This window comes from Nocardia sp. NPDC003269, from assembly GCF_042888005.1.
GTDB lineage: Bacteria > Actinomycetota > Actinomycetes > Mycobacteriales > Mycobacteriaceae > Nocardia.
This window is the reverse complement of sequence record NZ_JBIAPA010000002.1, coordinates 334,202-360,231: the sequence shown is the minus strand read 5'-3', so window position 1 is coordinate 360,231 and position 26,030 is coordinate 334,202. Positions and strand designations below refer to the sequence as shown.

At 69.3% G+C, this 26,030-nt stretch carries 22 protein-coding genes; 10 read left to right on the top strand and 12 right to left on the bottom strand.

All coding sequences use genetic code 11. From position 1 onward, the window contains the following. Window positions 1–682 precede the first annotated feature (682 nt). The 6 genes from ACFYWJ_RS12375 to ACFYWJ_RS12350 all read left to right on the top strand — a co-directional run bounded on the left by ACFYWJ_RS12375 (window position 683) and on the right by ACFYWJ_RS12350 (window position 9,789). Complete coding sequence (locus tag ACFYWJ_RS12375) at window positions 683–4,393, top strand: nitrate reductase subunit alpha (protein WP_355280720.1); 3,711 nt, start codon at window positions 683–685, stop codon at window positions 4,391–4,393. Window positions 4,394–4,403: 10 nt separating this feature from the next. Further along, window positions 4,404–6,098, top strand: coding sequence for a nitrate reductase subunit beta (gene narH, locus ACFYWJ_RS12370; protein ID WP_355280824.1), 1,695 nt, complete (start codon window positions 4,404–4,406; stop codon window positions 6,096–6,098). Continuing rightward, complete coding sequence (gene narJ / locus ACFYWJ_RS12365) at window positions 6,095–6,775, top strand: nitrate reductase molybdenum cofactor assembly chaperone (RefSeq protein ID WP_355280718.1); 681 nt, start codon at window positions 6,095–6,097, stop codon at window positions 6,773–6,775. Before narH ends, narJ begins: the two co-directional genes overlap by 4 nt. Next, complete coding sequence (narI, locus tag ACFYWJ_RS12360; protein WP_355280716.1) at window positions 6,772–7,527, top strand: respiratory nitrate reductase subunit gamma; 756 nt, start codon at window positions 6,772–6,774, stop codon at window positions 7,525–7,527. The genes narJ and narI overlap by 4 nt, the downstream gene beginning before the upstream one ends. Before the next feature lie 88 nt (window positions 7,528–7,615). Then, entirely contained in the window at window positions 7,616–8,227 is a 612-nt protein-coding gene (locus ACFYWJ_RS12355; protein WP_355280714.1) for a Uma2 family endonuclease, read from the top strand. Window positions 8,228–8,364: 137 nt separating this feature from the next. Beyond that, a complete protein-coding gene (locus ACFYWJ_RS12350; protein WP_355280712.1) occupies window positions 8,365–9,789 on the top strand; it encodes a DUF1254 domain-containing protein in 1,425 nt (474 codons plus the stop codon). Window positions 9,790–9,792: 3 nt separating this feature from the next. Here the strand turns inward: ACFYWJ_RS12350 and ACFYWJ_RS12345 are convergent, their stop codons facing one another. From ACFYWJ_RS12345 to ACFYWJ_RS12320, 6 genes are all read right to left on the bottom strand, one after another. Next, complete coding sequence (locus tag ACFYWJ_RS12345; protein ID WP_355280711.1) at window positions 9,793–10,128, bottom strand: hypothetical protein; 336 nt, start codon at window positions 10,126–10,128, stop codon at window positions 9,793–9,795. A gap of 108 nt (window positions 10,129–10,236) precedes the next feature. Next, complete coding sequence (locus ACFYWJ_RS12340; protein ID WP_355280709.1) at window positions 10,237–11,976, bottom strand: amidohydrolase family protein; 1,740 nt, start codon at window positions 11,974–11,976, stop codon at window positions 10,237–10,239. A 12-nt stretch (window positions 11,977–11,988) separates the two neighbouring features. Next, on the bottom strand, window positions 11,989–13,641 hold the full coding sequence (locus ACFYWJ_RS12335) for a class I adenylate-forming enzyme family protein (RefSeq protein ID WP_355280707.1): 1,653 nt from the start codon (window positions 13,639–13,641) through the stop codon (window positions 11,989–11,991). 14 nt (window positions 13,642–13,655) lie between these two features. Continuing rightward, window positions 13,656–14,696 carry an NAD(P)-dependent alcohol dehydrogenase gene (locus ACFYWJ_RS12330; protein ID WP_355280823.1) on the bottom strand — a complete coding sequence of 347 codons (1,041 nt, stop codon included), beginning with the start codon at window positions 14,694–14,696 and terminating at the stop codon, window positions 13,656–13,658. A 2-nt stretch (window positions 14,697–14,698) separates the two neighbouring features. Beyond that, window positions 14,699–15,844: a serine hydrolase domain-containing protein gene (locus ACFYWJ_RS12325; protein WP_355280705.1), complete on the bottom strand. Its 1,146-nt coding sequence runs from the start codon at window positions 15,842–15,844 to the stop codon at window positions 14,699–14,701. Beyond that, window positions 15,841–17,214 (bottom strand): NAD(P)-binding domain-containing protein, encoded by a 1,374-nt coding sequence (locus tag ACFYWJ_RS12320; RefSeq protein ID WP_355280703.1) that lies wholly within the window; start codon window positions 17,212–17,214, stop codon window positions 15,841–15,843. Before ACFYWJ_RS12320 ends, ACFYWJ_RS12325 begins: the two co-directional genes overlap by 4 nt. A gap of 115 nt (window positions 17,215–17,329) precedes the next feature. On the opposite strand from ACFYWJ_RS12320, the gene ACFYWJ_RS12315 reads away from it, so the two are divergent. Next, complete coding sequence (locus tag ACFYWJ_RS12315; RefSeq protein ID WP_355280701.1) at window positions 17,330–17,953, top strand: TetR/AcrR family transcriptional regulator; 624 nt, start codon at window positions 17,330–17,332, stop codon at window positions 17,951–17,953. A gap of 3 nt (window positions 17,954–17,956) precedes the next feature. Here ACFYWJ_RS12315 and ACFYWJ_RS12310 read toward each other — a convergent pair whose 3' ends face one another. Continuing rightward, a complete protein-coding gene (locus ACFYWJ_RS12310; protein ID WP_355280700.1) occupies window positions 17,957–18,583 on the bottom strand; it encodes a DUF4203 domain-containing protein in 627 nt (208 codons plus the stop codon). An 86-nt stretch (window positions 18,584–18,669) separates the two neighbouring features. On the opposite strand from ACFYWJ_RS12310, the gene ACFYWJ_RS12305 reads away from it, so the two are divergent. After that, the gene (locus ACFYWJ_RS12305) at window positions 18,670–19,101 is read left to right on the top strand and encodes a DUF6325 family protein (RefSeq protein ID WP_355280698.1); all 432 of its coding nucleotides are present in this window, start codon (window positions 18,670–18,672) and stop codon (window positions 19,099–19,101) included. A gap of 12 nt (window positions 19,102–19,113) precedes the next feature. Further along, window positions 19,114–19,470 carry an SHOCT domain-containing protein gene (locus ACFYWJ_RS12300; RefSeq protein WP_355280697.1) on the top strand — a complete coding sequence of 119 codons (357 nt, stop codon included), beginning with the start codon at window positions 19,114–19,116 and terminating at the stop codon, window positions 19,468–19,470. Window positions 19,471–19,538: 68 nt separating this feature from the next. Here the strand turns inward: ACFYWJ_RS12300 and ACFYWJ_RS12295 are convergent, their stop codons facing one another. The 3 genes from ACFYWJ_RS12295 to ACFYWJ_RS12285 all read right to left on the bottom strand — a co-directional run bounded on the left by ACFYWJ_RS12295 (window position 19,539) and on the right by ACFYWJ_RS12285 (window position 24,462). Next, window positions 19,539–21,362 carry an alkyl sulfatase dimerization domain-containing protein gene (locus ACFYWJ_RS12295; protein WP_355280696.1) on the bottom strand — a complete coding sequence of 608 codons (1,824 nt, stop codon included), beginning with the start codon at window positions 21,360–21,362 and terminating at the stop codon, window positions 19,539–19,541. Between the two features lie 104 nt (window positions 21,363–21,466). Beyond that, the gene (locus tag ACFYWJ_RS12290; RefSeq protein ID WP_355280695.1) at window positions 21,467–24,067 is read right to left on the bottom strand and encodes a LuxR C-terminal-related transcriptional regulator; all 2,601 of its coding nucleotides are present in this window, start codon (window positions 24,065–24,067) and stop codon (window positions 21,467–21,469) included. A 173-nt stretch (window positions 24,068–24,240) separates the two neighbouring features. After that, the gene (locus tag ACFYWJ_RS12285) at window positions 24,241–24,462 is read right to left on the bottom strand and encodes a hypothetical protein (protein WP_218718015.1); all 222 of its coding nucleotides are present in this window, start codon (window positions 24,460–24,462) and stop codon (window positions 24,241–24,243) included. A gap of 187 nt (window positions 24,463–24,649) precedes the next feature. Between ACFYWJ_RS12285 and ACFYWJ_RS12280 the strand changes: the two genes are divergently transcribed. Further along, window positions 24,650–25,072, top strand: a complete 423-nt coding sequence (locus tag ACFYWJ_RS12280; RefSeq protein ID WP_355280694.1) for an Ig-like domain repeat protein — start codon at window positions 24,650–24,652, stop codon at window positions 25,070–25,072. Window positions 25,073–25,135: 63 nt separating this feature from the next. Here the strand turns inward: ACFYWJ_RS12280 and ACFYWJ_RS12275 are convergent, their stop codons facing one another. Beyond that, complete coding sequence (locus ACFYWJ_RS12275; protein WP_355276021.1) at window positions 25,136–25,585, bottom strand: VOC family protein; 450 nt, start codon at window positions 25,583–25,585, stop codon at window positions 25,136–25,138. A gap of 90 nt (window positions 25,586–25,675) precedes the next feature. Next, window positions 25,676–26,014 (bottom strand): TfoX/Sxy family protein, encoded by a 339-nt coding sequence (locus ACFYWJ_RS12270; protein WP_355276023.1) that lies wholly within the window; start codon window positions 26,012–26,014, stop codon window positions 25,676–25,678. Between the last annotated feature and the right edge of the window lie 16 nt (window positions 26,015–26,030).

The window sequence follows — 26,030 nt, the reverse complement described above, 5'->3', positions numbered from 1 at the left end:
GAGTGTCGGCGGCTTCGGCGGACCAGCCGGCCCGTCGGACGATGACTTCGGTAGCACCGGAACCCTCCCTGTCTGCACCGCCCCATCCTGGATGACGTTTCAACCTCGAACCAATCGCCGAACGGAAAAGTTGCCGTTTCTTTATATTGACGCGTTGCCTATTGGGTAGTTACCGCCCGGCAACTGTGGTCGCGGTCACGAAACACGCTGAGTCAGGGCGAATTAAAAGGATTCGAATTCTTTCCGTCCAGCAGTGCTATAGACTTCGCCGCCGCGTGGTGACGACACGATCACGACCCCGATCCGACACCCCGCGCACCAGCATCCATGAGCCCCGACCAGCCCGCCGCAGTGTGCGGGCCGTCACATCAGCGCTGTTCAGCGAACCCGCCGGGTGTGTAAACAAATGTAAACCGCCGGAGAACCAGTCGTTTCGGAAGCATCACCGCGGGCCGGGTGACAGACCCCGCGATCCGCCCGTTCGGCCAGCTCGCGAGTCGTTCACCCAGGTCGGCCCCGGATCGCCCGCCGGCGCCGCGGCCGCCTCCGTGACCACGAGATTTCGCCGACCTCACAGCTCACCGAGGGGCAGACGGGGATGTGAAAAGTTCGTTTTGCCGGAGCACCCGGTCTCTTTACAGTTGCCCCTATCAGCCCGAAAGCACAGCTCGAAGGGGGCGTCGTGGTTAATTCGCGCACTCATGGTCCGTCGCCCACCGATATCGGCGACACGTTGCTGAACCTCGGTAAATACTTCCAGCGCGGTGAGGTCTCGCCGGACAACCGGTCGGTGTACAAGGTCGGTGGTCGCGACGCCGACGCGTTCTACCGCGACCGCTGGTCGCACGACAAGGTGGTGCGCTCCACCCACGGCGTGAACTGCACCGGCTCGTGTTCCTGGAAGATCTACGTCAAGGACGGCGTGATCACCTGGGAGTCGCAGCAGACCGACTACCCCTCGGTGGGCTCGGACAAGCCGGAGTACGAACCGCGCGGCTGCCCGCGTGGCGCGTCGTTCTCCTGGTACACCTACTCCCCCGCCCGCGTGCGCTACCCGTACGTGCGTGGCACCCTGCTGGACCTGTACCGCAAGGCCAAGGCCGAGCTCAAGGACCCGGTGCTGGCCTGGGAGTCGATCGTCGAGGACCCGGCCAAGGCCAAGGCGTACAAGGCCGCGCGCGGCAAGGGCGGTTTCGTCCGCGCCGAGTGGTGGGAGGCCGCCGAGATCGCCGCGGCCGCGCACGTCTACACGATCAAGCAGTACGGGCCCGACCGCGTGGCCGGCTTCTCGCCGATTCCCGCGATGTCGATGGTCAGCCACGCGACCGGTGCCAGGTTCGTGTCGCTGATCGGCGGCTACATGCTCTCCTTCTACGACTGGTACGCCGACCTTCCGGTGGCATCGCCGCAGGTCTTCGGCGATCAGACCGACGTGCCGGAGTCGGCCGACTGGTTCGACGCGGGCTACCTGATCATGTGGGGCTCCAACGTCCCGGTGACCCGCACGCCCGACGCGCACTACATGACCGAGGCGCGCTACCGCGGCCAGAAGGTCGTCGTCGTCTCCCCCGACTACGCCGACAACACCAAGTTCGCCGACGAGTGGGTGGCGGCCCGCCCCGGCACCGACGCGGCGCTGGCGATGGCCATGGGCCACGTGGTGCTCAAGGAGTTCTTCCTCGAGAAGCAGACTCCGATGTTCCTCGACTACATCAAGTCCTACACCGACCTGCCGTATCTGATCTGTCTCGACGAGGCGGCGGACCAGAACGGCGCCCTGCCCGGGAAGTTCCTCACCGCCGCCGATCTGGGTCAGACCGGTGAGGGCGTCGAGCACAAGCCGGTGCTGCTGGATCAGGCCGGAAACCCGGTGGTGCCCAACGGTTCGCTGGGCCACCGTTTCGGCGAGGGCGACGCGGGCAAGTGGAACCTCGACCTCGAGGGCGTCGATCCGCTGCTCACCCTGCTCGGCCATTCCGAGGACGCTCCGGCCACGATCGCCCTGCCGCGCTTCGACACCGACACCGCCGAGACGATCCTGCGTGGCGTCCCGACGAAAATCGTTGCGGGCAAGCGGGTCACGACCGTGTTCGACCTGCTGCTGGCCCAGTACGGCCTCGGCCGCGACGGTCTGCCGGGCGAGTGGGCGAAGGGCTACGACGACGCCGACTCGCCGTACACCCCGGCCTGGCAGGAGGCCATCACCGGCGTCCCCGCCGTGCAGGCCGCGCGCATCGGCCGCGAATTCGCCGACAACGCCGAGCGTTCCGGCGGTCGCTCGATGATCCTGATGGGCGCCGGCACCAACCACTGGTTCCACTCCGATCAGATCTACCGCGCCTTCTTCACGCTGACGCTGCTCACCGGCTGCCAGGGCAAGAACGGCGGCGGCTGGGCCCACTACGTCGGCCAGGAGAAGTGCCGTCCCGTGACCGGGTGGGCCACCCTGGCTTCGGCGTCGGACTGGCAGCGCCCGCCGCGCCAGATGCAGGGCACCGTGTTCTGGTACCTCACCAACGACCAGTGGCGCTACGACCCGTTCACCTCCGACGCGTTCGCCTCCCCGCTGGGTAAGGGCAAGTTCGCCGGGCGCACCGCCGCCGACAACATCGCCCTGGCCAGCAGGCTCGGCTGGATGCCGAGCTACCCCACGTTCAACCGCAACCCGCTCGACCTCAGCGACGAGGCCGCGGCCGCAGGCAACACCGCCGCCGAACACGTCGTCTCCCAGCTGAAGTCCGGTGACCTGCGGTTCGCCTGTGAAGACCCCGACGCCCCGGAGAACTTCCCGCGCGTGCTCACCGTGTGGCGGGCCAACCTGCTCGGCTCCTCCGGCAAGGGCAACGAGTACTTCCAGAAGCACCTGCTCGGCTGCGGCTCCAACCTGCAGACCACCGACGCCACCGGCGTGCGGCCGCAGGAGCTGGAATGGCGCGAGGAAGGCGCGGAGGGCAAGCTGGATCTGCTGCTGGCGCTGGACTTCCGCATGACCAGCACCACGCTGTTCGCCGACATCGTGCTGCCCGCCGCCACCTGGTACGAGAAGCACGACCTGTCCTCCACCGACATGCACCCGTTCGTGCACGCGTTCTCCCCCGCCATCTCCCCGCCGTGGGAGGCCAAGACCGACTTCGAGGCGTTCCACCGCATCGCCCGCGGGTTCTCCTGGCTGGCCGAGAAGCACCTGGGCACCCGCCGCGACATCGTCGCGGTGCCGTTGCAGCACGATTCCCCCGACGCGCTCGCGCAGGCGGGCGGCAAGGTGCTGGACTGGAAAGCCGGTGAGTGCGAGCCGATTCCGGGCAAGACCATGCCCAAGATCGTGGAGATCGAGCGCGACTACACCAAGATCGCGGAGAAGCTCGCTGCGCTGGGCCCGCTGGTCGATACCCTCGGCGTGACCACCAAGGGCATCACCACCTACCCGGACAAGGAAGTCGAGTACCTCGCCGGCAAGAACGGCACCGTCGTCTCCGGCGTCGCGGCCGGGCGGCCGTCGCTGGCCAAGGACACCTTCGCCGCCGAGACCATCCTGGCGCTGTCGGGCACGACCAACGGCCGCCTCGCGGTCGAGGGCTTCCACCAGCTCGAGCGCCGCACCGGCACCAAGCTGGCCGATCTCGCGGCCGAGGCCGAGGGCAAGCAGATCACCTTCGCCGACACCCAGGCCAGGCCGGTGCCGGTGATCACCTCGCCGGAGTGGTCGGGCAGTGAGAGCGGTGGCCGCCGGTACTCGCCGTTCACCATCAATGTCGAGCGGCAGAAACCGTGGCATACCCTCACCGGGCGCCAGCACTTCTACCTCGACCACGACTGGATGATCGAACTCGGCGAGCAGCTGCCGATCTTCCGGCCGCCGCTGGACATGACCGCGCTGTTCGCCGAACCGAGCATCGGCAATGTGAGCGGCAGCGGCGTCACCGTGCGCTACCTGACCCCGCACTCGAAGTGGTCCATCCACTCCGCCTACCAGGACAACCTGCACATGCTGACGCTCTCGCGCGGCGGTCAGACGATCTGGATGTCGGACCGCGACGCGGCCAAGATCGGTGTCGCCGACAACGATTGGATCGAGGCGGTCAACCGCAACGGCATCGTCGTCGCCCGCGCCATCGTCTCGCACCGCATGCCCGAGGGCACGGTCTTCATGTACCACGCGCAGGACCGCGCGGTGGACGTGCCGCGCATCGAGGGCACCGAGACCACGACCAAGGAGTCCAAGGGCAAGCGCGGTGGTATCCACAACGCGCTCACCCGGGTGCTGATCAAGCCGTCGCACCTGATCGGCGGCTACGCCCAGCAGTCCTTCGCCCTGAACTACCACGGCCCCACCGGAAACCAGCGTGACGAGGTCACCACCATCCGCCGCCGCAACCAGAACGTGGAGTACTGACATGCGCGTAATGGCTCAGCTCGCCATGGTCATGAACCTGGACAAGTGCATCGGCTGCCACACCTGCAGCGTCACCTGTAAGCAGGCGTGGACCAACCGCGGCGGCACCGAATACGTCTGGTTCAACAATGTGGAAACCCGGCCAGGACAGGGTTATCCGCGCCAGTACCAGGATCAGGAGAAGTGGAAGGGCGGCTGGACGCTGAACAAGCGTGGCAAGCTGTCGCTGAAGTCGGGCTCGCGGTTCAAGCGCCTGATGAACATCTTCGCCAACCCGGATCTGCCCACGGTCGAGGACTACTACGAGCCGTGGAGCTACGACTACGACAATCTGCTGGCCTCCCCGCCCACCGACACCACCCCGGTCGCGCGGCCGAAGTCGCTGATCACCGGCGAGGACACCAAGGTCACCTGGGGCGCGAACTGGGACGACGACCTCGGCTCCGGTCCCGAAGCGGTCGGCAAGGACCCCTTGCTCGGCAAGCTCGAGGACAAGGTGAAACTGGAGTTCGAAGAGACCTTCATGTTCTACCTGCCGCGCATCTGCGAGCACTGCCTGAACCCGTCGTGCGCCGCGTCGTGCCCGTCGGGCGCGATCTACAAGCGCGAGGAGGACGGCATCGTCCTGGTCGACCAGGACAAGTGCCGCGGCTGGCGGCAGTGCATCACCGGCTGCCCGTACAAGAAGATCTACTTCAACCACAAGACGGGCAAGGCGGAGAAGTGCACCTTCTGCTACCCGCGCGTGGAGGTCGGCATCCCGACCGTGTGCTCGGAGACCTGCGTCGGGCGGCTGCGCTACATCGGCGTGATGCTCTACGACGCCGACGCGGTGCTCGAGGCGGCGTCGGTGACCGATGACAAGGACCTCTACCCCTCGCAGCTGGGCGTGTTCCTCAACCCGCACGACCCGCGGGTGATCGCGGAGGCCGAGAAGGCGGGCATCTCGCCGGAATGGATTCAGGCCGCGCAGGATTCGCCGGTCTACAAGCTGATCGTGGACTACCAGCTGGCACTGCCGCTGCACCCGGAATACCGCACCATGCCGATGGTCTGGTACGTGCCGCCGCTGTCGCCGGTGGTCGACGTGCTCAGCGAGACCGGTCACGACGGCGAGGACGCGGGCAACCTGTTCGGCGCCATCGACGCGCTGCGCATCCCGATCGAGTACCTGGCCGAGCTGTTCACCGCGGGCGAGATCGGGCCGGTGCGCGCCTCGCTGCAACGCCTGGCCGGCATGCGCGCGTTCATGCGGTCGGTCAACCTCGGTGAGGAGCCCGAACCCGGGATCGCGCCGTCGATCGGGCTCGAGCCCGAGGAGATCGAGGCCATGTACCGGCTGCTCGCGATCGCCAAGTACGAGCACCGCTATGTGATCCCGTCCGGCGCGACTTCTCGTGCGCACGAACTGGATTCGCTGGCCACCGGCTGCAGCCTCGACACCGACGGCGGACCGGGCATGACCGCGTTCGACCAGGTGGTGGAGAAGTTCTCGCTGGCCGACACCAATCAGGCCGCGCCCGAGGAGAAGTCGGGGCGGATCAACCTGCTCAACTGGGACGGCCGCAGCACCAGCGGGCTCGTGCCGAGCAGCGACAAGCTTGCGCCCACCGCGAACGGCAACGGCGCCGCCGCAGGGAGCAACGGCAACGGCAGCAACGGCGCTGCCGTCGCCGACTCCACGGTCAGCGGTGCGGCGCAATGAGTCTGCTCTCGATCCGCAGGCGGCCGCAGCCGGTCACCGCCATGCCCGAGCACGACCGGCGGGTCGTCTGGCGGCTGGCCGCGCTGCTGCTCGACTACCCCGGTGAGTCGACGCTGGCGCTGCTCGACCAGATGTCCTCGGCGGCGGGCGAATTGCCCGCCGAGGTGCGGGCGCACTTCGACGCGGTGCTGACCTATCTGCGCGAGACGCCCTCGATCGAGGTCGCGCAGAGCTATGTCGAGACCTTCGACATGCGCCGCCGCGCCAGCCTGCACCTGACCTTCTACGCCTACGGCGACACCCGCAAGCGCGGCATGGCGCTGCTGCGGTTCAAGCACGCCTACCGGCAGGCGGGGGTGGAACTCGGCGACGAGGAACTGCCCGACCACCTGCCGGTGCTGCTGGAGTTCGCCGCCACCGTCGACCCGATCGGCGGCGAGCGCCTGCTGGGTGAGCACGTGCCGGTGCTGGAGTTGCTGCGACTGTCGCTGGGCGACAACAACTCTCCCTACAGTGGCGTCCTCGCCGCGGTGCTGACCACGCTGCCGCCGGTGACCACCGCCGATCGGCGCCGCATCGCCGAGCTCGCCGCGCAGGGCCCGCCCGAGGAGGAAGTCGGACTGGAACCCTTCGCCATGGACCCCTCGTTGTTCGACGCCACGGAAGGCCGCCGATGAACGCCACCATCCCGCTCCCCGAAGGCCTGTGGCTGATCCTGCCCTACATCGCCGCCACGTCGTTCGTGCTCGGCCATGTCTGGCGCTACCGGTTCGACCAGTTCGGCTGGACCACCCGGTCCTCGCAGATCTACGAGTCCAAGCTGTTGCAGCTGGGCAGCCCGCTGTTCCACTTCGGCATGCTCGGGGTGTTCGGCGGGCACGTGATGGGTCTGCTGATCCCCGAGTCGTGGACCAGCGCGCTCGGCATCTCCGAGCACGCCTATCACCTGGTCGCGGTGGGCGCCGGTTCGGTCGCCGGGCTGATGGTGGTGGTCGGCGTCGCCATCCTCTGCTACCGCCGCATCGTCGTGCCCGCCGTGCGCAAGGCGACCAGCCGCAACGACGTGATGATGTACACCCTGCTGACGCTGGCCCTGGTCACCGGCCTGCTCAACACCTGGGGCTCCAACCTGCTGTGGGGCACCTACAACTACCGCGAGACCGTCTCCCCCTGGTTCCGCAGCCTGTTCACCATCAACCCCGAACCGGGCCTGATGGTCGGCGTCCCGTGGACCTTCCAGCTGCATGGCCTGGTCGTGCTGGCCCTGGTCGCCGCCTGGCCGTACACCCGCCTGGTCCACATGTTCAGCGCCCCCATCGGCTACCTGACCCGCCCCTACATCGTCTACCGCCGCCGCGAAGTCGACACCAAGGACAAGACCCGCTTCGCCAAGGCCTGGGACGCCCCGGTCACCCCCGACCGCTGGTAGGACCCGGTTTCCGCGCGCTCGTACCCCCTGACCCGGGCCGGTGCCATACTGGTCCGGTCAGCTGGAACACCGACTAGCGAGGGGACCGATGACTGCAGATCCGATGCCGCTGCAAGAACCCGCCGACCCCGAGGCATTCCCTGATTGGCTGGTGCCGCCGCCGGAAGGATTCACCGCCGACGACCTGGATCGTCTGACCGGCCTTCCCCCGCACACCGAGCTGATCGACGGGAGCCTCGTCTTCGTGAGCCCGCAGATGGCGTTTCACATGCTGGTCATCGACTATCTTCGCGACAGTCTCAAAGCTCAGGCTCCGGGTCATCTCCACGTGCGTCGGGAGATGACCGTGACCCTCTCCGCCCGGCAACGACCGGAGCCCGACATCATGATCGTCGACGCGGCAGCGAGCACGGGCCTCGAACAAACGACCTACGAACCACAGGACGTGCTTCTCGCGATCGAGGTGGTCTCCCCCGACTCGGTGATTCGTGATCGCAAGCGCAAGCCGGTGCTCTACGCGGACGCCGGCATCCCCCACTTCTGGCGCGTCGAGAACGTCGACGGGCGCGCGGTCGTCTACGTCTTCGAACTGGACCCGGCCACCGGTCAGTACGCGCCGACCGGGATCTACCACGACACCCTCGAGCTGACCCTGCCGTTCCCCATCACCCTCGACCTGGCAGAGGCCACGGCACCCTAGGGCTCGGAGCCGGATGCCGACGGCGAGGCGCGGGTGATCGCGGCGGGGTGAAATCACCCGTTCCGGGTGAGGTGGGCGGCTCGATGCCGCGCTTAGCCTCGGGCGGGACCGTAGTCGGTTCCGCAGGGAGGTTTGTCATGTCCGAGACGCGCGGCCTAACGCCCGAGCAGATGCGCGCGACGATCGAGTCCATCTCCACGCCCGATGTCATCGACAGTCCGTTCGGCGTGCTGAAGTTCTTCGACGGGGTGCCGTTGCCGGAGTCGCTGGACACGCTCTATGACGGTCTCGATCTGCTGCGCGGTATCGATGTGTTCCTCAACTGTGTTCCGGGCGCCTCCCTGGTCGCCTTCCGCGCGGGTCTGCGGTCGCTGGGCATCGGCGGCTACGCGATCGGCTTCTCCGATCCGCGCGCGGACTCCCGGGGCATCGCGCTGACCCCCAATACCGAAACCACCTACGGCACCACCTTTCTCGATCTGAAGGCGTGGGGGCCGACGGTGATCGAGGCACCGCCCCGGTCGATGTGCGTGATCGACGACTTCTGGTTCCGCTATGTCGCCGACATGGGTATTCCGGGTCCGGACCAGGGCGCGGGCGGCAAGTATCTGTTCGTCCCGCCCGGCTACACCGGCGATCTCCCGGACGGCTACTTCACCTACCACTCCGCGACCTATACCGACTGGGTGGTCCTGCGCGCGCTCGGCGGGGTGCCGGAGTTGCAGCGCACCCGGATCTACCCGCTGTCCGAAGCCGCGGATCCGCCGGTGAACGAGTGGATCGACTTCGCGCAGACGCCGTTCAACACCGTGCACGCCAACGACGTGTCGTTCTTCTACGAGGTCGACGAACTCGTCCAGGAGGAACCGGTCACCGCGCTCGACCCCGAACGCGCCGGACAGCTGGCCGCGATCGGCATCGTGCACGGCAAGCCCTTCGCCCCCGACGACCGCCTGCGCGCCGTTCTCGACAAGGCCGCCCGGGTCGGTGCCGGGCTGTCGCGCGCGATCGCGTTCACGCCGCGGGACGAGGAGACGGTGCTCTACGGCAGCTGGCGCAATCTGTTCGTCGGCGGCAGTTACGAATTCCTGCGCGACGGCGCCCGCCTGCTCGACGCGCGCACCCGGTTCCACTACATCGCCACCGTCATCACGCCTGCCATGGCGCACGCGGTGGCCGGTGCGGGCTCGGCGTACACCTACACCGTGCACGACGCCAACGGCGACATCCTCGACGGCGCCCGCACCTACCGCCTGCACGTCGACGCCGAACCACCGGCGAAGAACTTCTGGGCCGTCGACATCTACGACACCCAGACCCGGTCGCTGTTGCAGGTCCCCGACACGCTGTGGCCCGCCGTTGCCTCGAACTCCGGCGACCTCGTCGCCAACGACGACGGTTCCTGGGACCTGTATTTCGGCCCGCAGGCGCCGGCAGGCAAGGAGTCCAACTGGGTGCAGACCGTGCCCGGCAAGTCGTGGTTCCCGCTGTTCCGGCTCTACGGCCCGCTCGATCCGTGGTTCGACCAGACCTGGAAACTCAACGAATTCGAACCGATCTGAGGCTCAGCCCAGGGCTTTGCGGACGGAGTCGAACCAGGCCTGGGTGTCGACGAGACCCTTCTCGTTGTCCTTGCGGCCGCCGACGAAACCGAAGAGATCGGCGGCGTAGCGGCTCAGGACGGTGGTGTCGGTCTCGTCGAGTTCGGTGAGCAGATCGGTGTCGCCGAGCAGGTAGGCGACGACGGCGACCTGGCCCGCGGGCCAGGTCGCGCGGTGCTCGGCCCAGCCGTCGGCGCGCACGGCGCGGGCCTTGGTCAGCAGGTCGGCGCGCAGGGCGTCGCGGTCGGCGTCGCTGGGCCGACGCGGCTTGCCCCAGGTGATCCGTTTCGCGTCCGACATGGGCGATCCTCTCGCTGACGTGCGGCGTACCGGGGTCGGCGGGCGCCCGGTCTTGCCTCGACTGTCCCAGATCGAGGTCCGCCGACCGCCCACCGGCCCCGCCCCGCGCTACCCGGCGCGCAGGAACCGGCCGGTGCGCTCGGTGCCGAGCGCGGGATCCTTGCTGCCCGCGCCGAACACGTACCGCCCGCCGACGAAGACCGCGGTGACCGTCTCGTCGTTGCGATTGACCATGCGCGGCAGGTTGTCGAACTCCGGGATCGGGTGCTCGGCGTACGCGTCGAGCGTGTCGTCGAGGTGCGCCGGATCGATGACGACGACATCGGCGCGGTCACCGACGCGCAGGTGGCCCGCGTCGAGGCCGTACCAGTCGGCGAGTTCGCCGGTGATCCGGTGCACCGCGTGTTCGATCGTCATGAACGGGGTGCCCGCCCGCTCGGCGTCGGCGACCCGCCGCAGCAGGCGCAGGCCGAAGTTGTAGAAGGCCATATTGCGCAGGTGCGCGCCCGCGTCGGAGAAGCCCAGCTGGATACCGGGATCGGCGGCGAGGATATTGAGCACCTCGGGCCGGTGGTTGGAGATGGTGGTGCGCCAGCGCAGCTTCGCGCCGTGCTCGACGACCAGATCCAGGAAGGCGTCGACCGGGTGCACGCCGCCGCGGTCGACCCCGACCTGGCCGAAGGTCTTGCCGATCACGCTGGGGTCGGGGCAGTCGACGATGTCGGCGTCGAAGAAGTCGCGGTGCCAGACGCGGGGCCCGTACTTCTGGTCGTAGTCCTTGCGGAACTTGCGCCGGTACTGCTCGTCCTGCATGAGGTGGCGCTGCTCGTCGATATGGTTGGCCAGGTGCAGCGCCGCTGCGCCGGAGCCGAATTCCTCGAAGATCGGCAGGTCGATGCCGTCGGAGTAGACCTCGAACGGCACCGGCAGATGCTGCCAGCGGAAGTCGCCGCGCAGCGCGTTGATCGCCCGCGCCAGCAGCGGGAACACCTTGGCCACCAGCGGAATCGCCTTGATGTCGGCGGCCGAGAGCAGGCTGACCTTCAGCGGCGCGCGCCACAGGCCGATACTGCTCGCCGCCATCGCGATCATCGTGTCGGAGCGGTTGACATCCGGTCCGCCCTGGAGCGCGCGGCCGCGGGTGCGCAGGATGGTGTTGAGCGTCTTGCGTTCGGCCCTGGTCGAATACGTCGAGGGCAGGGTGCGCGAGCGGCACAGTTCGCCGTCGAGTTTGTCGAACAGCAGCCGCTGCGAGGACATGCCGACGAAACCCGCGTCGAGCGCCTCGGTCAGCTTCGCGGCCATGGCGGCGAGTTCGGTCTCGCTGGGCCGCACGTCCTTTCGGGTCGCGCGGTCCAGGCCCATCACCGCTGACCTGATGTCGGAGTGCCCGATGAAGCTCGCCACGTTCGGACCGAGCGGCAGCGCGTCCAGCGCGGCGGCGTACTCGGCGGCGGAGTGCCAGCTCTTGGTCTGCTCCACCGCCCGCACGACGTGGGCGCGCGGAATCGCCTCGACCCGGCCGAACAGGTCACCGGCGATCTCGCCGTCGACGTGCACCGTCGACAGCGAGCACGAACCGAGCAGCACGGTGGTCACGCCGTGGCGCACCGATTCCGACAGCGACGGATCGAGCAGCACCTCGACGTCGTAGTGGGTGTGGATATCGATCATGCCGGGCACGACCCACCGGCCGGTGGCGTCGACGACCCGGTCGCAGCCGGTCTCGTCGAGTGGCGTCGCCGAGATCGCGGCGACCTTGCCGTCCTTGATCCCGAGGTGGCGGATCGCGGACGCGGCGCCGGTGCCGTCGAACCAGCGGCCGCCCTTGATGATGCTGTCGAACATAGCTTTTTCCTCTTAGAGCGCGAGATCGCGTCGGGTGACCTTGCCGGTCGCGTTGCGCGGCAGGGCGTCGGTGGTGAGCCGCCAGCGGGCGGGCACCTTGAAATAGGCGAGCCGCGCGGCGACGAAGTCGCGCAGTTCCTCCGCGTCGACCGTGCCGGGCTCGGCGACCACCACGGCCGCCACCTCCTGGCCGAGATCGGGATGGGCGACGCCGAACACCGCGCACTCGGTGACGGCGGGATGCTCGGTCAGCACGTTCTCGATCTCGGTGGGATAGACGTTCTCGCCGCCGCGCAGGATCAGGTCGGTGCGCCTGCCCGAGACGGTGAGCCTGCCGTCGGTGACGGTGCCGAAATCGCCGGAGCGTAACCAGCGTTCGCCGTCGATGGCCTTGGCGGTGGCGGCGTCGTCGTGCCAGTAGCCGAGCATCACGTACGGGCTGCGGATGCAGATCTCGCCCTCCTCGCCGTCGGGGACGACCGCGCCGTCGGCGTCGCGGATCTCCACCGCCACCCCGAAGATCGGCTTGCCGACCGAGGCGTCGTCGGCGAGCAGGTCCAGCGGCGTGGCCACCGTCGCGGCGGTGCCGCTCTCGGTGAGGCCGTAGCTGGTGGTCAGCGCGAACTGCAGGGACGGGATCTTCTCGCGCAGGCTGGCCAGCAGTGCGGGCGAGGACGGCGCCGAGTTGAGCGAGAGAGCGCCCAGCGAGGACAGATCGTGCTGGGCGACATCGTGATCCAGCAACCGCGAGGCCATGGTCGGCACGGCGGCCCAGTTGGTGACCCGCTCGCGCTCGACCAGGCTCAGCACCCGGCCGACCTCGAACGCGCCGTGCGGGAACACCGCCGCCGCGCCCGTCACCAGCCGGGGGATGACGAGATTGTGCAGGCTGGCGATGTGGAACAGCGGGGCGGTGACCAGGTAGCGGCGATCACTCGGCGCGTCGCTGGGCGGCTGACCGGCGAACGCGGCGAGCATCGCGTCGGTGAAACGGTGATAGTCGCTGATGGCCACCATGTTCCGCTGCGAGTGCACCACGCCCTTGGGCCTGCCGCTGGTGCCGCTGGTGTAGAGGATCACCGCCGGATCGTCCTCGTCGACCGGCGTGTCCGGGATCTCGCCACCGCCGAATTCGGCGATCAGGGCGGGCAGGTCACCGTCCATGGTGAGCACCGGGATATCGGTGCCGGTCTCGGCGAGCAGCGCGGCCCGTTTGGCGTCGGCGATCACCACGGTGGGCGCCGCGTGCTCGAGCCCGTAGGCGATCTCCGGCGGCGCCCACCAGGCGTTGTAGCCGACCGGGATGGCGCCCAGGCACTGCGCGGCCCAGAACGTGATCACCCAGTCCGGGCCGTTGGCGGCCAGGATGCCGACCCGGTCGCCCTTGCCGACGCCGTAGCGGGTCGCCAGCGCGGTGGCCAGCGCGCCAGCGGCCGCGGCGTGCTCGGCGAAGGACAGGCGGCGGTCCTCGGTGATCAGGTAGTCGCGCTCGCCCCAGCTCCGCGAGTGTTCGAGCAGCTCACGCAGGCTGCGTCGGCGCTCGGCCAGCACCGGGATCGGCACGCCGAGAACGGGTTCGACGGTCAGCTCGAAGGGCGCGCCGGGCGCGGTCAGGCCCGCGGCGACCTTGGCCACGAATTCCTGCGGGTCAACGACATCGGTCATGGTCTTGTTCTCCATCAGGGGATGAGGACGGCGCGTCCGCGGATCGCGCCCGCGTCGAGTCGGTCGAAGGCGGTACGGGCGTCGGCGAGGTCGAAGCGTTCGACCTCGGCGCGCACCTTGCCCGCGGCGGCCAGGGTGATCACGTCGACGAGGTCGCCGCGGGTGCCGCCGTAGGACTTGCGCACCGTGGCGCCCCACGGCAGGCCGGGTCCGCCCGCCGGGCCGGAGTCGATGCCGGGGATGCCGCCGGCCAGCCCCACCATCCGGTAGGCGCCGTTGGGGGCGACCGTCTCCACGGCCAGCTTCGCGGTGGCGTCGGCGCCGACGAAGTCGAACACCGCCTCGGCGCCGCGTCCACCGGTCAGCTCGAGGATGGTGGCGGCGGTGTCCGCACCGGCGGTCAGCGCGACATCGGCGCCGCAGGCGGTGGCCAGCGCGAGCTTGTCGGGATCGACGTCGACCGCGATGACCCTCGTGTCGGTGAGCGCCTTCAACAGCTGGACCGCGACGTGGCCGAGTCCGCCGATGCCGATCGCGACCGCGGTGGCGCCCGGCCACAGCTGGTCCAGCGCGCCGCGGATGGCGTGCATGGGGGTGAGCGCCGCGTCGGCCAGCGGGGCCGCCTGCGCGAAATCCATGTCGCCGATGGGGACGAACGAGCGCACCGGGATGCGCACGTACTCGGCCATCCCGCCGTCGGGGCCGAGGCCGGGGCACGGCGGCATGGCCGTGCGACCGGCCGCCAGGCAGACGTTCTCGTTGCCGTGCAGGCACTCCCGGCATTCACCGCAGGACCAGCACAGGTACACGAGTCCGCGCTCGCCGACCCGGCGGCCCGCGACCCGCGAGCCGACCGCCTCGATGGTGCCCGCGATCTCGTGGCCGAGGGTGAGTGGCTGCTCGCTCATCGGGAACGGCAGGCTCAGCACGAACGAATCCGAATGGCAGATCCCGGCCGCGCCGACCCGCAGCAGCAGATCGTCGGGGCCGAGGTCGGGCACCGGCACGGTCCGCAGTTCGAGGGTGCCCGGCGCGGTCAGCTGCATCGCGCGCATCGTCATCGCCGCTCCCCCATCGCGTCGAAGGTGGCCTTCAGATACCGGTCGCAGCGGTCGGAGCCGATCAGGCCGGTCGCCATCCGATTCATGGTGTAGGCGAAGGTGATCCGGCGATCCAGGTCGTTGACGACCATCGACCCGCCGTAGCCCGCCCACCAGCAGACCCGGCCGTCGGGGATGTGCGGGAAGGTCTGCGGCCGGGGCAGCCCGTAGCCGATGCCGAAGCGCAGCGGGGTCAGCAGGGCCAGGTCGACGCCGTCGGCCTGCTCGCGGAAGATCAGCTCGATGGTGGCGGGCGAGAGGAATCGCCGCCCACTGAGCTCGCCGCCGTTGGCGATCAGCGACTGGATCCGGGCCACCGAGCGCGCGTTGCCGTGCCCGTTGGTGCCGCCGATCTCGGCCGCCCGCCAGGCCGGCGTCGCGGTCTCGCCGATCTCGAGCCAGGGACTGGTGAGCGTCTTGATCAGCACGCTGTCCTGGTCGAGGGTCGACAGGTCGAACTCGGGCAGTTCCGGCGGGATCAGGGTGGCGATCCGGTCGGCGTGCTCGGGACCGGTGCCGATGTGGAAATCGGCGCCGAGCGGGCCCGCCAGTTCCTCGGCGAAGAAGCGGCCGAGCGAGCGACCGGTGATGCGGCGCACCAGTTCACCGATGAGATGCCCGTAGTTGATGGCGTGATAGCCCGACGCGGTGCCCGGCTCCCACCAGGGCGCCTGGGTCGCCAGCCGGGCCGCGGCGGCCTCGGTGTCGTAGATGTCGGCCAGTTCGATCGGCTTCTCCCAGCCGGAGACACCGGAGGTGTGCGAGAGCAGGTGCCGGACCAGGACGGCGTCCTTGCCGTTGGCCGCGAACTCGGGCCAGTAGGCGGCCACCCGCGCGTCGAGGTCGAGGTCGCCGCGGTCGACCAGCAGCAGCGCGCACAGGGCGGTCATCGTCTTGGTCACCGAGAAGACGTTGACCAGGGTGTCGACACCCCAGCGCCGGGTCTTGCCCGGGTCGGCCCAGCCGCCCCACAGGTCGAGGACCGGCTCACCGTCGACCGTGACACACAGGGCCGCGCCGACTTCGGCGCCCCCGTCGAGTTCCTCGTCGAAAGCGGCGCGCACACCGGCGAATTCGTCGAGACAGAAACCGGCGGCGCTCATCGCGGCACCCCCGCGGTCGCGCGAGCGGGAACCGGCAGTGTATTGCCAGCCGCGGCAGCGCGTTTCGCACCGCGCGCGATCTCCTTCGTCATCGAGCGCACATACGGCTCGAATTCGATCTGGATGGTGTGCCGTGGCGAATCGTAGTAGCGGCCGGTGCGCCGGGATTCCTGCTCGCGCAGCACCGTCTCGATCTCCGCGCGCGGCGGCAGGTGGTAGCGGCCGGTCAGATAGGCGGCCACCAGCTTGCTCTGCTGCTCGGCGAAGTTCACCAGCGTCGGCATCGGCTGGGCCAGGCCGAGATAGAACAGATTGTCCACCCCGGGCTTGTGCATCATCTGGAACAGCGGGAACCGGTTGGCCGCGTCGGGGACCAGCGCGGCGTCGGTGAGGAACGGGAAGCTGATGTGATAGCCGGTGGCGCAGACGATCACGTCGACCTGTTCGCTGCTGCCGTCGGCGAAATGCACGGTGTCACCGTCCAGGCGGGTGATCGCGGGCTTGCATTCCACGTCACCGCAGCCGGCCCGGTGCAGGAATTCCTCGCTCGCCGACGGATGCGCCTCGAACGGCTCGTGATCGGGCGCGGGCAGGCCGTAGTTGCGCATGTCGCCGCGATTCTTGCGGACGAAGCGCTGCTTGAGTTTGAGCGCCAGCTTGGCCGGCATCCAGGACGGCATCGAACGCCGGTCGCCCACTTCGCCGTTCACGTATTTGGGCAGCACCCAGACACCGCGGCGGGCCGAGACGAACAACTTCGACGCGATGAAGCGCTGGGACAGTTCCGAGGCGATATCGAGGCCGGAATTGCCCATGCCGACCACCACGACCCGCTTGCCGCGCATGTCGACCGGATCGAACGGGTCGTTGTAGGCGTGGCTGTGCATCAGCACGCCGTCGAATTCGCCGGGGTAGTCCGGGAATCGGGGATTCCAGTGGTGGCCGTTGCAGACGATCAGCGCGTCGTAGACCTCGGTGTCGCCCGCCGCGGTGGTCACCCGCCAGAGCCCGGCGTCGTCGCGTTCGGCGGCGGTGACCAGGGTGTTGAACCGGATGTGGTCGCGCAGGTCGAAATGGTCGACGTAGTCCTTGAAGTACTGCAGCAGCTGCGAATGGTGCGGAAAGTGCGGCCATTCCTCGGGCGCCGGGAAGTCCTCGAACTGCAGGCGGTACTTCGAGGTGTCGATGTGCAGGCTCTGATAGCAGGCCGACATCCCGTTCGGGTTCTTGTAGTACCAGTTGCCACCGACTTCGTCGGACGCCTCGTAGCAGTCGAACGGAATTCCGTTCTCGGCCAGTCGCTTGGCGACGGTGATACCCGAAGGTCCGGCGCCGATGACGCAGACCCTGGGCAATTCGCGTGTATCCATGCACAACTCCTGAACAGCGCGGTCGTCGATGACCGCACCGAGTGACGTGAACCACAGCGTAGCGTCTCACTAGACACGGTGTCTAGTGAATGGTCGGATCGTCTAAGATGGGCTCATGCCGACCGAACCCGCTGCGCGCCGCGGCTCCCTGCGCGAGGAACAGAAGCGCCTCACCAGGAACAAGATCGTGGAAACCGCGCGGTCGCTGTTCGAGACCGAGGGCTACTCCGCGGTCCGGGTCGACGACATCGTGGCCGCCGTCGGGTGCAGCCGGGCGACGTTCTACCTGCACTTCACCAGCAAGGGCGAGGTGCTGCGGGCGATCGCCAACGAGGGCACGCTGACCAGCGTCCGGGAGTTCTACGCCGACCTCGACCGGGTGCTCACCACCGGTTCCCGGGCCGCGTTCGAGGAGTGGATGACCCGCGCGATCTACTGGTTCCTCACCAACAAGGACATGCTCCCGGCCTGGGACGAGGCCACCGCGCTGGAACCGGAATTCCGCGCGGTCGCGCGCGAGGGCATCATGACGCTGGCCGACAGCATGCCCGCCTACCTCGCCCGCTGGCCCGAGCACCGCCGCGACGAGGCCAGGCTGCGGATCGAACTGCTGGTCGCCCAGCTCGAACGGTTCTTCACCCGGTGGGCCATGCAGGGCGTCATCGACGTCACGGCCGAGAAGGCCGCCACCGTGCTCACCGACGTCTGGTTCCCCGCGCTGCAGACGCCGACCGAGTAGCCCTCAGCGGGTGGGCCAGCCGCCGTTGCGTTTGCTCTGGTCGATCTCGTCGTCGCCACCGCCGGCGAGGTGCTGGATGCCGAGTTTCTCGGCGAACAGGTGCCGCTGGGTGATCCAGCCGAGCAACGACAGACCCAACCAGGCCAGCACGGAGGTCACCTGCTGCCAGCCGGGCTCGGGATCGCGCAGGAACGCCAGCGAGTCGCTCATCCGGCCCAGGCCGCTGACCACCATGCTGGCGCCGCCGATCGAGGTCAGCCACAGCAGGGCGCGAGCGCGGAACTTCTCGGCCAGGAAGGCGCCCGCCACACACATGGCCAGCGCCACGATCATGCTCAGCGCGACATTCTTGTCGCCGGGCTGCAACACCGTCGCCAGCTTGGTGCCGATCATCGCGCCGGTGAGGCCGCCGATGAAGTACGACGCGAAGCGGAACACCAGCGAGGTGATCACCCACGAGGACACCGCGCCGATCAGGCCGATCAGTACCAGCCAGGCCAGCGAGGCGTTGAACAGGTCGGCGATCATCCAGCCGAGACCGAAGCCGATCGCGATGATGCCCAGGTGGACCGATCGGATGCCGTAGAAGCACAGCAGCGCTCCGACCACGACGACGACGATGCCATTCATACGATCAACGCTAGAACTCCGGACGCCGCCCCGGTTCACCCGATTCGGGTGAGGTGGGCGCCGCGGGATCGGCGCACGATCACGCCATGGGAACAACACCTGCGCTGGGCCCGGTCGACTTCCTCGTCCTCACCTTCCCCGGCACCGCGGTCGACGAGTCGGTCACCGACGCGCTCGCCGAGGTCGTCGAGAACGGACTGGTGACCCTGCTCGATCTGATCGTGCTGACGATGGACGACGCGGGCACCATCACCGAGAAGGAGATCGACGACGACCTGGCCGAGGTGGGTCTCACCGGGCTCACCGCCGCCGACATCGACCTGGTCAGCGCGGCCGACGTGGAGGTGGTGCGCACCTCGATGGCACCCGGCAGCACGTCGGTGATCCTGGTCTTCGAGCAGACCTGGGCCGCGCGGCTGGCCGGCGCCGTGCGCGGCGCCAGGGGTGAGGTGACGCTGCACGTTCAGGTGCCGCGCGATGTCGTCCAGGCCGCGGTGTCCGCGGCGACGACCGGCTAGGGAGGAATCGTCATGCCACTACGAAGGGGCCGCGTCGGGCGGCCGGGACTGCTGGGCACGATCGCCCGCACCGCGGTCGTCGCGGGTACCGCGACCGCCACCTCCAACGCCGTGAACAACCGGGCCAGGAAACGCTCGGCCGAACAGCAGGCCTACGCCGATCAGCAGAACTACGACCAGCAGCAGGCCTACGCCCAGCAGCAGGCCTACGCCGCGCCGCCACCGCAGCCCGCGCCCGCGGCGCCCGCGCCGCCGCCCGCCGCGCCGGTCGACCTGGTCGCGAAGCTCAAGCAGCTGAGCGACCTGCACGCCGCCGGTGCGCTCTCCGACGCCGAGTTCGCCGCCGCGAAGGCACAGCTGCTCGGCTGAGACCACGCGCAACAGCGCCCCCGGCCCTGGGCGGCCGGGGGCGCTGTTCATGAACCCCGAGCTGGGTCTCAGGGTGTGACGATCGGGAACCTCGGGTCGGGCGTCTCGATCAGGCCGACCAGGGTCTTCAGCACCGCCTGATCGCCGTCCATCGTGACGCCGTCGAAGCCCTGGCCACCGAGCCCGAGCAGCAGTTGCGTCTTGGTCAGCGTCAGGGTGAGGTCGGCCGGGCCGCGCAACGGCGCGTGCCCGGACGCGGTGCGGTGGGTGAGCGCGCCGTTGGACATGGTCAGCCGGGTGACCGCGCCGCTGTCGGTCAGGTTCAGGTCCAGCGCGAAGTCCGATTCGGCGGCGCGCAGGCCGTTGATCCGGATGGCGATCGAGTCGATGATCATGTCGATCGTCAGCGCCGCCATCATCTGCGGGTCGGTGGTGTCCAGGCTGACCGGGGTCGGGCCGTTGCGCAGCTCGGTCGCGCCGACCAGGAAGAAGTTGCGCCAGGTGCCGTTCTCGCTGCCGTAGCCGAGGGTCTGATAGACCTCGGCCAGCGCCTCCTTGGCCGCGGTGTTGCCCGGGTCGGCGAAGACGGCGTGATTGAGCAGCGTGGCCGCGAACCGGTGGTCGCCCTCGGCGGCGTAGGTACGCCCCTTGGCGACGACGGCGTCGACGCCGCCGTAGTCGGCGACGTAGCGCTTGGCCTGCTCCACCTCGGTGTGCTCCCACAAGTGCGCCGGGTTGCCGTCGAACCAGCCGAGATAGCGCTGGTAGATGGCCTTGACGTTGTGGCTGAGCGAGCCGTAGTAGCCGCGGTTGGCCCACAGTCCGTCGAGCCCGGGCGGGAAGGTGAGGATCTCGGCGATCTCGGGTCCGTTGAGGCCCTGGTTGAGCAGGCGCAGGGTCTGGTCGTGCAGGTAGGCGTACATGTCGCGCTGACCGGCCAGCCATGCGGTCCAGTTGTCGGCGCCCCAGGTGGGCCAGTGGTGCGAGGCGAAGGCGACGTCGGCCTTGTCGGCGAACAGCGCGATGGCCTCGTCGAGATAGCTCGACCAGATCCGCGAGTCGCGCACCACCGCGCCGCGCAGGGTGAGCACATTGTGCATGTTGTGGGTGGCGTTCTCGGCCATGCACAGCGCCCGGCGGTCGGGGAACAGGAAGTTCATCTCGGCGGGGGCCTCGGTGCCCGGGGTCAGCTGGAAGACGATGCGGACGCCGTCGACCACCTCCTCCTGCCCGGTGCGGGTGATGTCGAGGGTCGGCGGGATCATCGTGACCGTGCCGGTGGAGGTGGTCATGCCGAGGCCGCAGCCGAGCTGGCCGTCGGGAGCCTTGTCCAGGCCGGTGCCGTACATGAAGATCGCGCGCCGGGTCATCGCGTTGCCCGCGTAGACGTTCTCGCTGACCGCGTGCTCGAGGAAACCCTCCGGGGCGATGACCGGGACCTCCGGATGCCCCTCCGGCACGACACCGCGCGCGCCGCCGAAATGGTCGGCGTGCGAATGGGTGTAGATCAGGCCGGTCACCGGCCGGTCGCCGCGATGCTTGCGGTAGATCGCCAGGCCCGCGGCGGCGGTCTCGGCGGAGATGAGCGGGTCGATGACGATCACGCCCGTCTCGCCCTCGACGATCGTCATGTTCGACAGGTCGAAGTTGCGCACCTGGTAGATGCCCTCGGTGACCTCGAACAGGCCCTGGATGTTGCAGAGCTGACCCTGCCGCCACAGGCTCGGGTCGGCCGTGGGCGGGCACGGGCCGTCGAGGAAGTCGTAGGCGCCGAGGTCCCAGACCACCCGGCCGTCGGCGGCGGTGATCACCGGCGGGTCGAGCTTGTCGATCAGGCCGCGGTTCGCGTTGTCGAAGTCGGTCGTGTTCCCGAAGTCCGGATACGTGCTCATGGTCCACCTTGCCTCGTCGGAATCCTGGCGGTCCCGCGACCGTAGCCGCGCCGGGCGGCGCGGAAATCATCCGTTGCGGGTGAGTTTCGGCCGGGCCGGTGTCGTCAGATCAGGCCGACACGGCGGGCGTTGCCGATCGCGTCGGCTCTGGCGTTGACCCCCAGCTTCTGATAGATGCCACGCAGGTGGGTCTTCACGGTGTTCACCGAGACACCCATGTTCGCGGCGATATTGATCGCGGTCATGCCGGAGGGGAGCTGGCGCAGCACGGCGAGTTCGGTCTCGGTGAGCTGCGGCGCGTCGGTGGCGGGCGCGCGATGGGACCGGACCAGGTCGACGAACGCGTCGAAGCGGCCGAACCGCCCGCCCAGCCGGTCGAGGGTCTCGGCCGCGCCCGGCACATCGAGGAACGGGCGGATCAGCCGTTCACCACAGGCGAGCGCGAGCGCCTGCTCGAACGCGCTCTCGGCCTTGCGCGGGCGGTCCAGCCGGTCGGCGGCGACCCCCTCCAGCAGCCAGGCCGTCACCAGCGCACCCGCCGTCAGCTGCGGGGTGCCGCCGAGGACCGGCTCGAGCAGCGTCAGCGCCGCGCTGGGCCGATGGGTGTAGACGGCCAGGCCCGCTTCGGCGACGGCCAGCTCCGGGGTCGGCCCGAACACCCGCGTCGCGTGATCGATCAGGTGCTGTGCGTCGGTCTTGGCCTGCAGGCGCAGCAGCACCCACAGCACGTCGGTGACCAGCGTGCCGATGCCGAAGGCGGCCGGGGAGTCGTCGAGCAGCCGGTGGGTCCCGGTGCAGAGCATGGTCGCGGCGGCCGCGCGGTCGGGGGCCGCGTCGAACATCAGCACGCCGGTGATCACCGCGGCCTGGCGGGCGGGCGCCGGGGCACTCGCCTCGGCCGCCGGTCCACCGGGCTGGCCCGGCGGCGGCAGCTGCACGGCCTCGCCCTGCTGGTAGGCGCCGTAGGCCGCGATCAACCGGGAGAACACGCCCTCGGGGGCCTGCGCCAGGTCGTAGCGGTCGGCGCAGTCGATCGCCACCTCGGCCAGGGCCCGCAGGTCACCGACCCGGCCCGCGTACCCGGCGGCGACCGCGACCGCGGTCCGGGCACGCACCGCGACGCTGCCGAGCCCCACCTCCTCCGCGTGCACGATCGCGTGCCGCAGCGCGGCGGTCCCGCTGTCGAGCGCGCCACCGGTGACCTCGGCGGTGCCGCAGTGCAGCGCGGCGTAGCAGTCGAGATCGGGCTGTCCGGTCACCGCGGGCAGCGGCCAGCCCATCGAGGCCGAATCCCCCACCAGCACCGCCAGTCCCGCGCTCACCGCGCGGTCGAGCGAGGCCGTCCAGGTGTCCGGGACCAGCCGCGAGACCTGCTCGGACCCGACGTGCGCGGCCTCGAGATAGACCTCGGCGGCGGCGATCTCCCCCGCCTCCACCGCGACCGCGGCGCGCAGCAACCGCACGAAGGTGTCCTCGGTCGCCTCGGGCAGGAACTCCATGGCGGCCAGCAACTGCTGACCTGCGCCGTCGAGGACCATGCGCGGCCCCCAGTCCCGCAGGAACGCCACCAGACCGGGGGTGCCCGGTTCGGCCAGCACGTGATCGAGCGCGGCGCCAGGCAGCGCGGCCGCGCCGAGCCACTCGGCGATGCGACGGTGCACCGTCGGCAGCCGGTCGGCCCGCGAGTGCGCGGCCTCGGCCAGCAGATACGCCCGCAGCAGCGGGTGGTAGCTGTGCCAGAGCTGACCCGCGTCGGCCACGGTGTGCATGGGGAAGTTGGCCCGCAGCAACTCGTCGACGATCCGCGCCGCGTTCTCGTCGGTGAGCTCCTCGGCCAGCGGCAGGCAGAACCGGGTCGGAACCGCGGTGACCAGCAGGAAATCGAGGGTCGACGCGGGCAGCGACTGCATCAGCTCGGCGACGAGGAAATCGGCGACCGCGTGCGAGGGCCGGGCCAGCGTGGTCAGCGCGGTATCGCGGTCCTCGCCGTTGGCGGCCACGTAGATCGCGGCGATCCGCACCAGCGCGGCCCAGCCACGGGTCAGCGCGTGCACCATGGTGAGCTCGTCGTCGTCGAGCCGGCAGCCGTGCTGGGCGAACAGCTGGGCGATCCGCTCCGGCGACAGCGCGAGTTCGCCGACCCCGATCCGCGTGAGCCTGCCCGCCAGTTCCAGCGCGTGCCAGCGCAGCGGCGGATCGAACCGGCCCGCGAGCAGCACGGTGACCGTGCCGGGCAGGTGCGCGAGCAGGTATTCCAGCCCGGCCAGTTGCAGCGGGTCGGTGATCAGGTGGGCGTCGTCGAGCACCAGGACGGTGTGCTCGCCGCGCGCCGCCAGCGCGTCGACCAGTTCGGCGGCCTGATCGGCCGGGGTGCGCAACGTGGTGTCGACGGCGTCGGCCGGCCGGTGCGTGATCCGCGCGAGCGCCGGGATCAGCTCGCCGCTCTCGGCCAGCGGCGCGGTGACGGTGAGCCAGCCGACGGTGGCCGCCCTGGCCTTGCGCGACCTGGTCACCCAGTCGACCAACGCGACGGTCTTGCCGCTGCCCGCCGGGCCGGACACCAGGACGGTGTGCCCGCCCGCGGTCTGCGCGCGGTCCAGCCGGGCGCTGAGGTCACCGGAGCGCACGGCGGCGAAGGACAGCTCGGGAATCTGGGCACCGGCCACGGAGACGTTGTCAGCTAACGCGCGGTACGAGGTTGTCACCACCACACTCCTCAGCTCGTCGACTCCCTGCGGGGTCGATCCACCAGCAGGTTCGACGGTAGGCCAAACGCGACCAGCGCGTTCGCCGGAGTTGCGGCGTCGACGCGCTCGTTATGAGATCGACGTCATCGTGAGGGTTTGCCGCGACCGGCTACCGTTCGGCAACCTCACGATCAGTCGGGCAGGCGGGACATTCCGAGCAGGGTGAGCCCGAGGACATCGATGCGGGCGAGCACGCCGCGCATGGCGGTGTTGTCGGCGAGCTCGCCGTAGAGGGTGGTGGTACCGGTGGGCGAATGGGCGCTGCGCCGGAGTTCCGGGAACGCGGCGACAGCGCGTTCCGTGAGTTCGCCCTCGATGACGAACTGGTAGCGAACCGCATCCGACGTCGGCATGTGTCCAGTCTCGACGACCGGCGCGGCGATCGCCTCATCCGCACGGGATGATTCCGGCGCCACCAGCACCGACGCGGCGCCGAGAGTTTTAAACACTCGTTTTTCTGTTTCCCGGACAGCGCGCTCACCCGGTCGATAGTGTCGCCCACACCCACAGCGGTGGGCCAGCGCGAACAGGAGAACAACCATGAAGACCAACCAGGCTCGGCGGGCCGGCTTCGGACTCACAGCTTTCACCGCGGTCGCCGCGGCCGGCGTCCTGGTGGCGCCGCAGGCCTCGGCCCTCGTCCAGGGCGTCACGGTCAGCGGCAGCACCCACTACGTCGGCACCGCCTACACCGTCACCGCCGATGTCACCGCGACGTCGTTCCTGTTCAAGGTGACCTTCACCGACAACGACACCCAGATCGGTGAGCCGGTCTCGGTCTCCGACGGCAAGGCCACCATCACCTGGACCCCGTCGACCCCCGGTTCGCACGAGATCAAGGCCGTGCAGGAACTGATCAGCTCCAAGACCGTCACCGTCGAGGTCTCGGCGAAGCCGACGACGCCCGGCGGCGGCACCGGCTCGGCCGACCTGGGCGGCCTGCTGACCGGCTCGGCGGGCTGACCGAGCACGCACCGAACGGCCGCCGCGGACTACCGATCCGCGGCGGCCGTCGACGTTTCCCGGTCAGGCCTGGTCGTAGGCCCGCTGCAACTCGGCGATGTCGAGCTTGGACATCGACCGCAGCGCGGTGCCGACCGCGATGACCCGGTCCGGTTCGCCGCTCATCAGCTTCGGCAGGACCGAGGGCACGATCTGCCAGGACAGGCCGAACCGGTCGGTCAGCCAGCCGCACGGGCCGGGCTCGCCGCCGTCGGACAGGGTGTCCCAGAGCCGGTCGACCTCGTCCTGGGTGTCCACCACGACCTGCAGCGAGGCGGCGTCGGTGGGCGGATGGCCCGGTCCGCCGTTCATCAGCGTGACGGCCTGACCGTCGAGATCGAGGGTGACGACGAAGGCCGAGCCGTCGCCCTGCCGGGTGACCTCGACGACGCGCGAATTCGGCACCGTCGCGGCGTAGAGCTCACCGGCCGCTTCGGCGTCGGTGTCGAACCAGAGGAAGGTGTTGACGGACATGACGTGCTCCTTCGGGAGGGTGCGTTGGCTTGCTGTCACCCTCTGGTCGGAGCCGGGTACGCCGCCTCGACACATCCGCCGAAGTTTCTTCTATTTCTTTTTTCGCGGCAGGGTCTTGGCGTAGTTCACCCCGCGCTCGACCCACTCGCGCAGCACCGCGTCGTCCTCGACGGCGGCGGTGGCGACGCGCAGCCAGCCCACCATCTCGCGCCCGCCCATCACCATCGGCGCCACCGACTGTCCGTCGATCAGCGATTCCCCCTCGGCACGATCGACCCGCACCATCAGCCCGCCCTTGCCGCTGGCCGCGACGGCCATATTGCCGCCCACCAGGAAGGCGAGTCCGCCGAACATCCGTTGCTCGACGAGATCCTGACCGGGGTAGACGATCTCCCGGATGCGCTCGGCGAGTTCCTCGTCATAGGCCATGGCCCCAGTGTGCGCC

What these genes read in the sequence shown, in the direction of transcription:
- narI (WP_355280716.1), top strand. Translation starts at nt 6,772, where the DNA reads ATGAACGCCACCATCCCGCTCCCCGAAGGCCTGTGGCTGATCCTGCCC.
- ACFYWJ_RS12295 (WP_355280696.1), bottom strand. Translation starts at nt 21,362, where the DNA reads ATGAGCACGTATCCGGACTTCGGGAACACGACCGACTTCGACAACGCG.
- ACFYWJ_RS12300 (WP_355280697.1), top strand. Translation starts at nt 19,114, where the DNA reads ATGCCACTACGAAGGGGCCGCGTCGGGCGGCCGGGACTGCTGGGCACG.
- ACFYWJ_RS12325 (WP_355280705.1), bottom strand. Translation starts at nt 15,844, where the DNA reads ATGAGCGCCGCCGGTTTCTGTCTCGACGAATTCGCCGGTGTGCGCGCC.
- ACFYWJ_RS12310 (WP_355280700.1), bottom strand. Translation starts at nt 18,583, where the DNA reads ATGAATGGCATCGTCGTCGTCGTGGTCGGAGCGCTGCTGTGCTTCTAC.
- ACFYWJ_RS12285 (WP_218718015.1), bottom strand. Translation starts at nt 24,462, where the DNA reads ATGCCGACGTCGGATGCGGTTCGCTACCAGTTCGTCATCGAGGGCGAA.
- ACFYWJ_RS12335 (WP_355280707.1), bottom strand. Translation starts at nt 13,641, where the DNA reads ATGACCGATGTCGTTGACCCGCAGGAATTCGTGGCCAAGGTCGCCGCG.
- narJ (WP_355280718.1), top strand. Translation starts at nt 6,095, where the DNA reads ATGAGTCTGCTCTCGATCCGCAGGCGGCCGCAGCCGGTCACCGCCATG.
- ACFYWJ_RS12330 (WP_355280823.1), bottom strand. Translation starts at nt 14,696, where the DNA reads ATGCGCGCGATGCAGCTGACCGCGCCGGGCACCCTCGAACTGCGGACC.
- ACFYWJ_RS12320 (WP_355280703.1), bottom strand. Translation starts at nt 17,214, where the DNA reads ATGGATACACGCGAATTGCCCAGGGTCTGCGTCATCGGCGCCGGACCT.
- ACFYWJ_RS12280 (WP_355280694.1), top strand. Translation starts at nt 24,650, where the DNA reads ATGAAGACCAACCAGGCTCGGCGGGCCGGCTTCGGACTCACAGCTTTC.
- ACFYWJ_RS12355 (WP_355280714.1), top strand. Translation starts at nt 7,616, where the DNA reads ATGACTGCAGATCCGATGCCGCTGCAAGAACCCGCCGACCCCGAGGCA.
- narH (WP_355280824.1), top strand. Translation starts at nt 4,404, where the DNA reads ATGGCTCAGCTCGCCATGGTCATGAACCTGGACAAGTGCATCGGCTGC.
- ACFYWJ_RS12350 (WP_355280712.1), top strand. Translation starts at nt 8,365, where the DNA reads ATGTCCGAGACGCGCGGCCTAACGCCCGAGCAGATGCGCGCGACGATC.
- ACFYWJ_RS12270 (WP_355276023.1), bottom strand. Translation starts at nt 26,014, where the DNA reads ATGGCCTATGACGAGGAACTCGCCGAGCGCATCCGGGAGATCGTCTAC.
- ACFYWJ_RS12315 (WP_355280701.1), top strand. Translation starts at nt 17,330, where the DNA reads ATGCCGACCGAACCCGCTGCGCGCCGCGGCTCCCTGCGCGAGGAACAG.
- ACFYWJ_RS12340 (WP_355280709.1), bottom strand. Translation starts at nt 11,976, where the DNA reads ATGTTCGACAGCATCATCAAGGGCGGCCGCTGGTTCGACGGCACCGGC.
- ACFYWJ_RS12345 (WP_355280711.1), bottom strand. Translation starts at nt 10,128, where the DNA reads ATGTCGGACGCGAAACGGATCACCTGGGGCAAGCCGCGTCGGCCCAGC.
- ACFYWJ_RS12305 (WP_355280698.1), top strand. Translation starts at nt 18,670, where the DNA reads ATGGGAACAACACCTGCGCTGGGCCCGGTCGACTTCCTCGTCCTCACC.
- ACFYWJ_RS12275 (WP_355276021.1), bottom strand. Translation starts at nt 25,585, where the DNA reads ATGTCCGTCAACACCTTCCTCTGGTTCGACACCGACGCCGAAGCGGCC.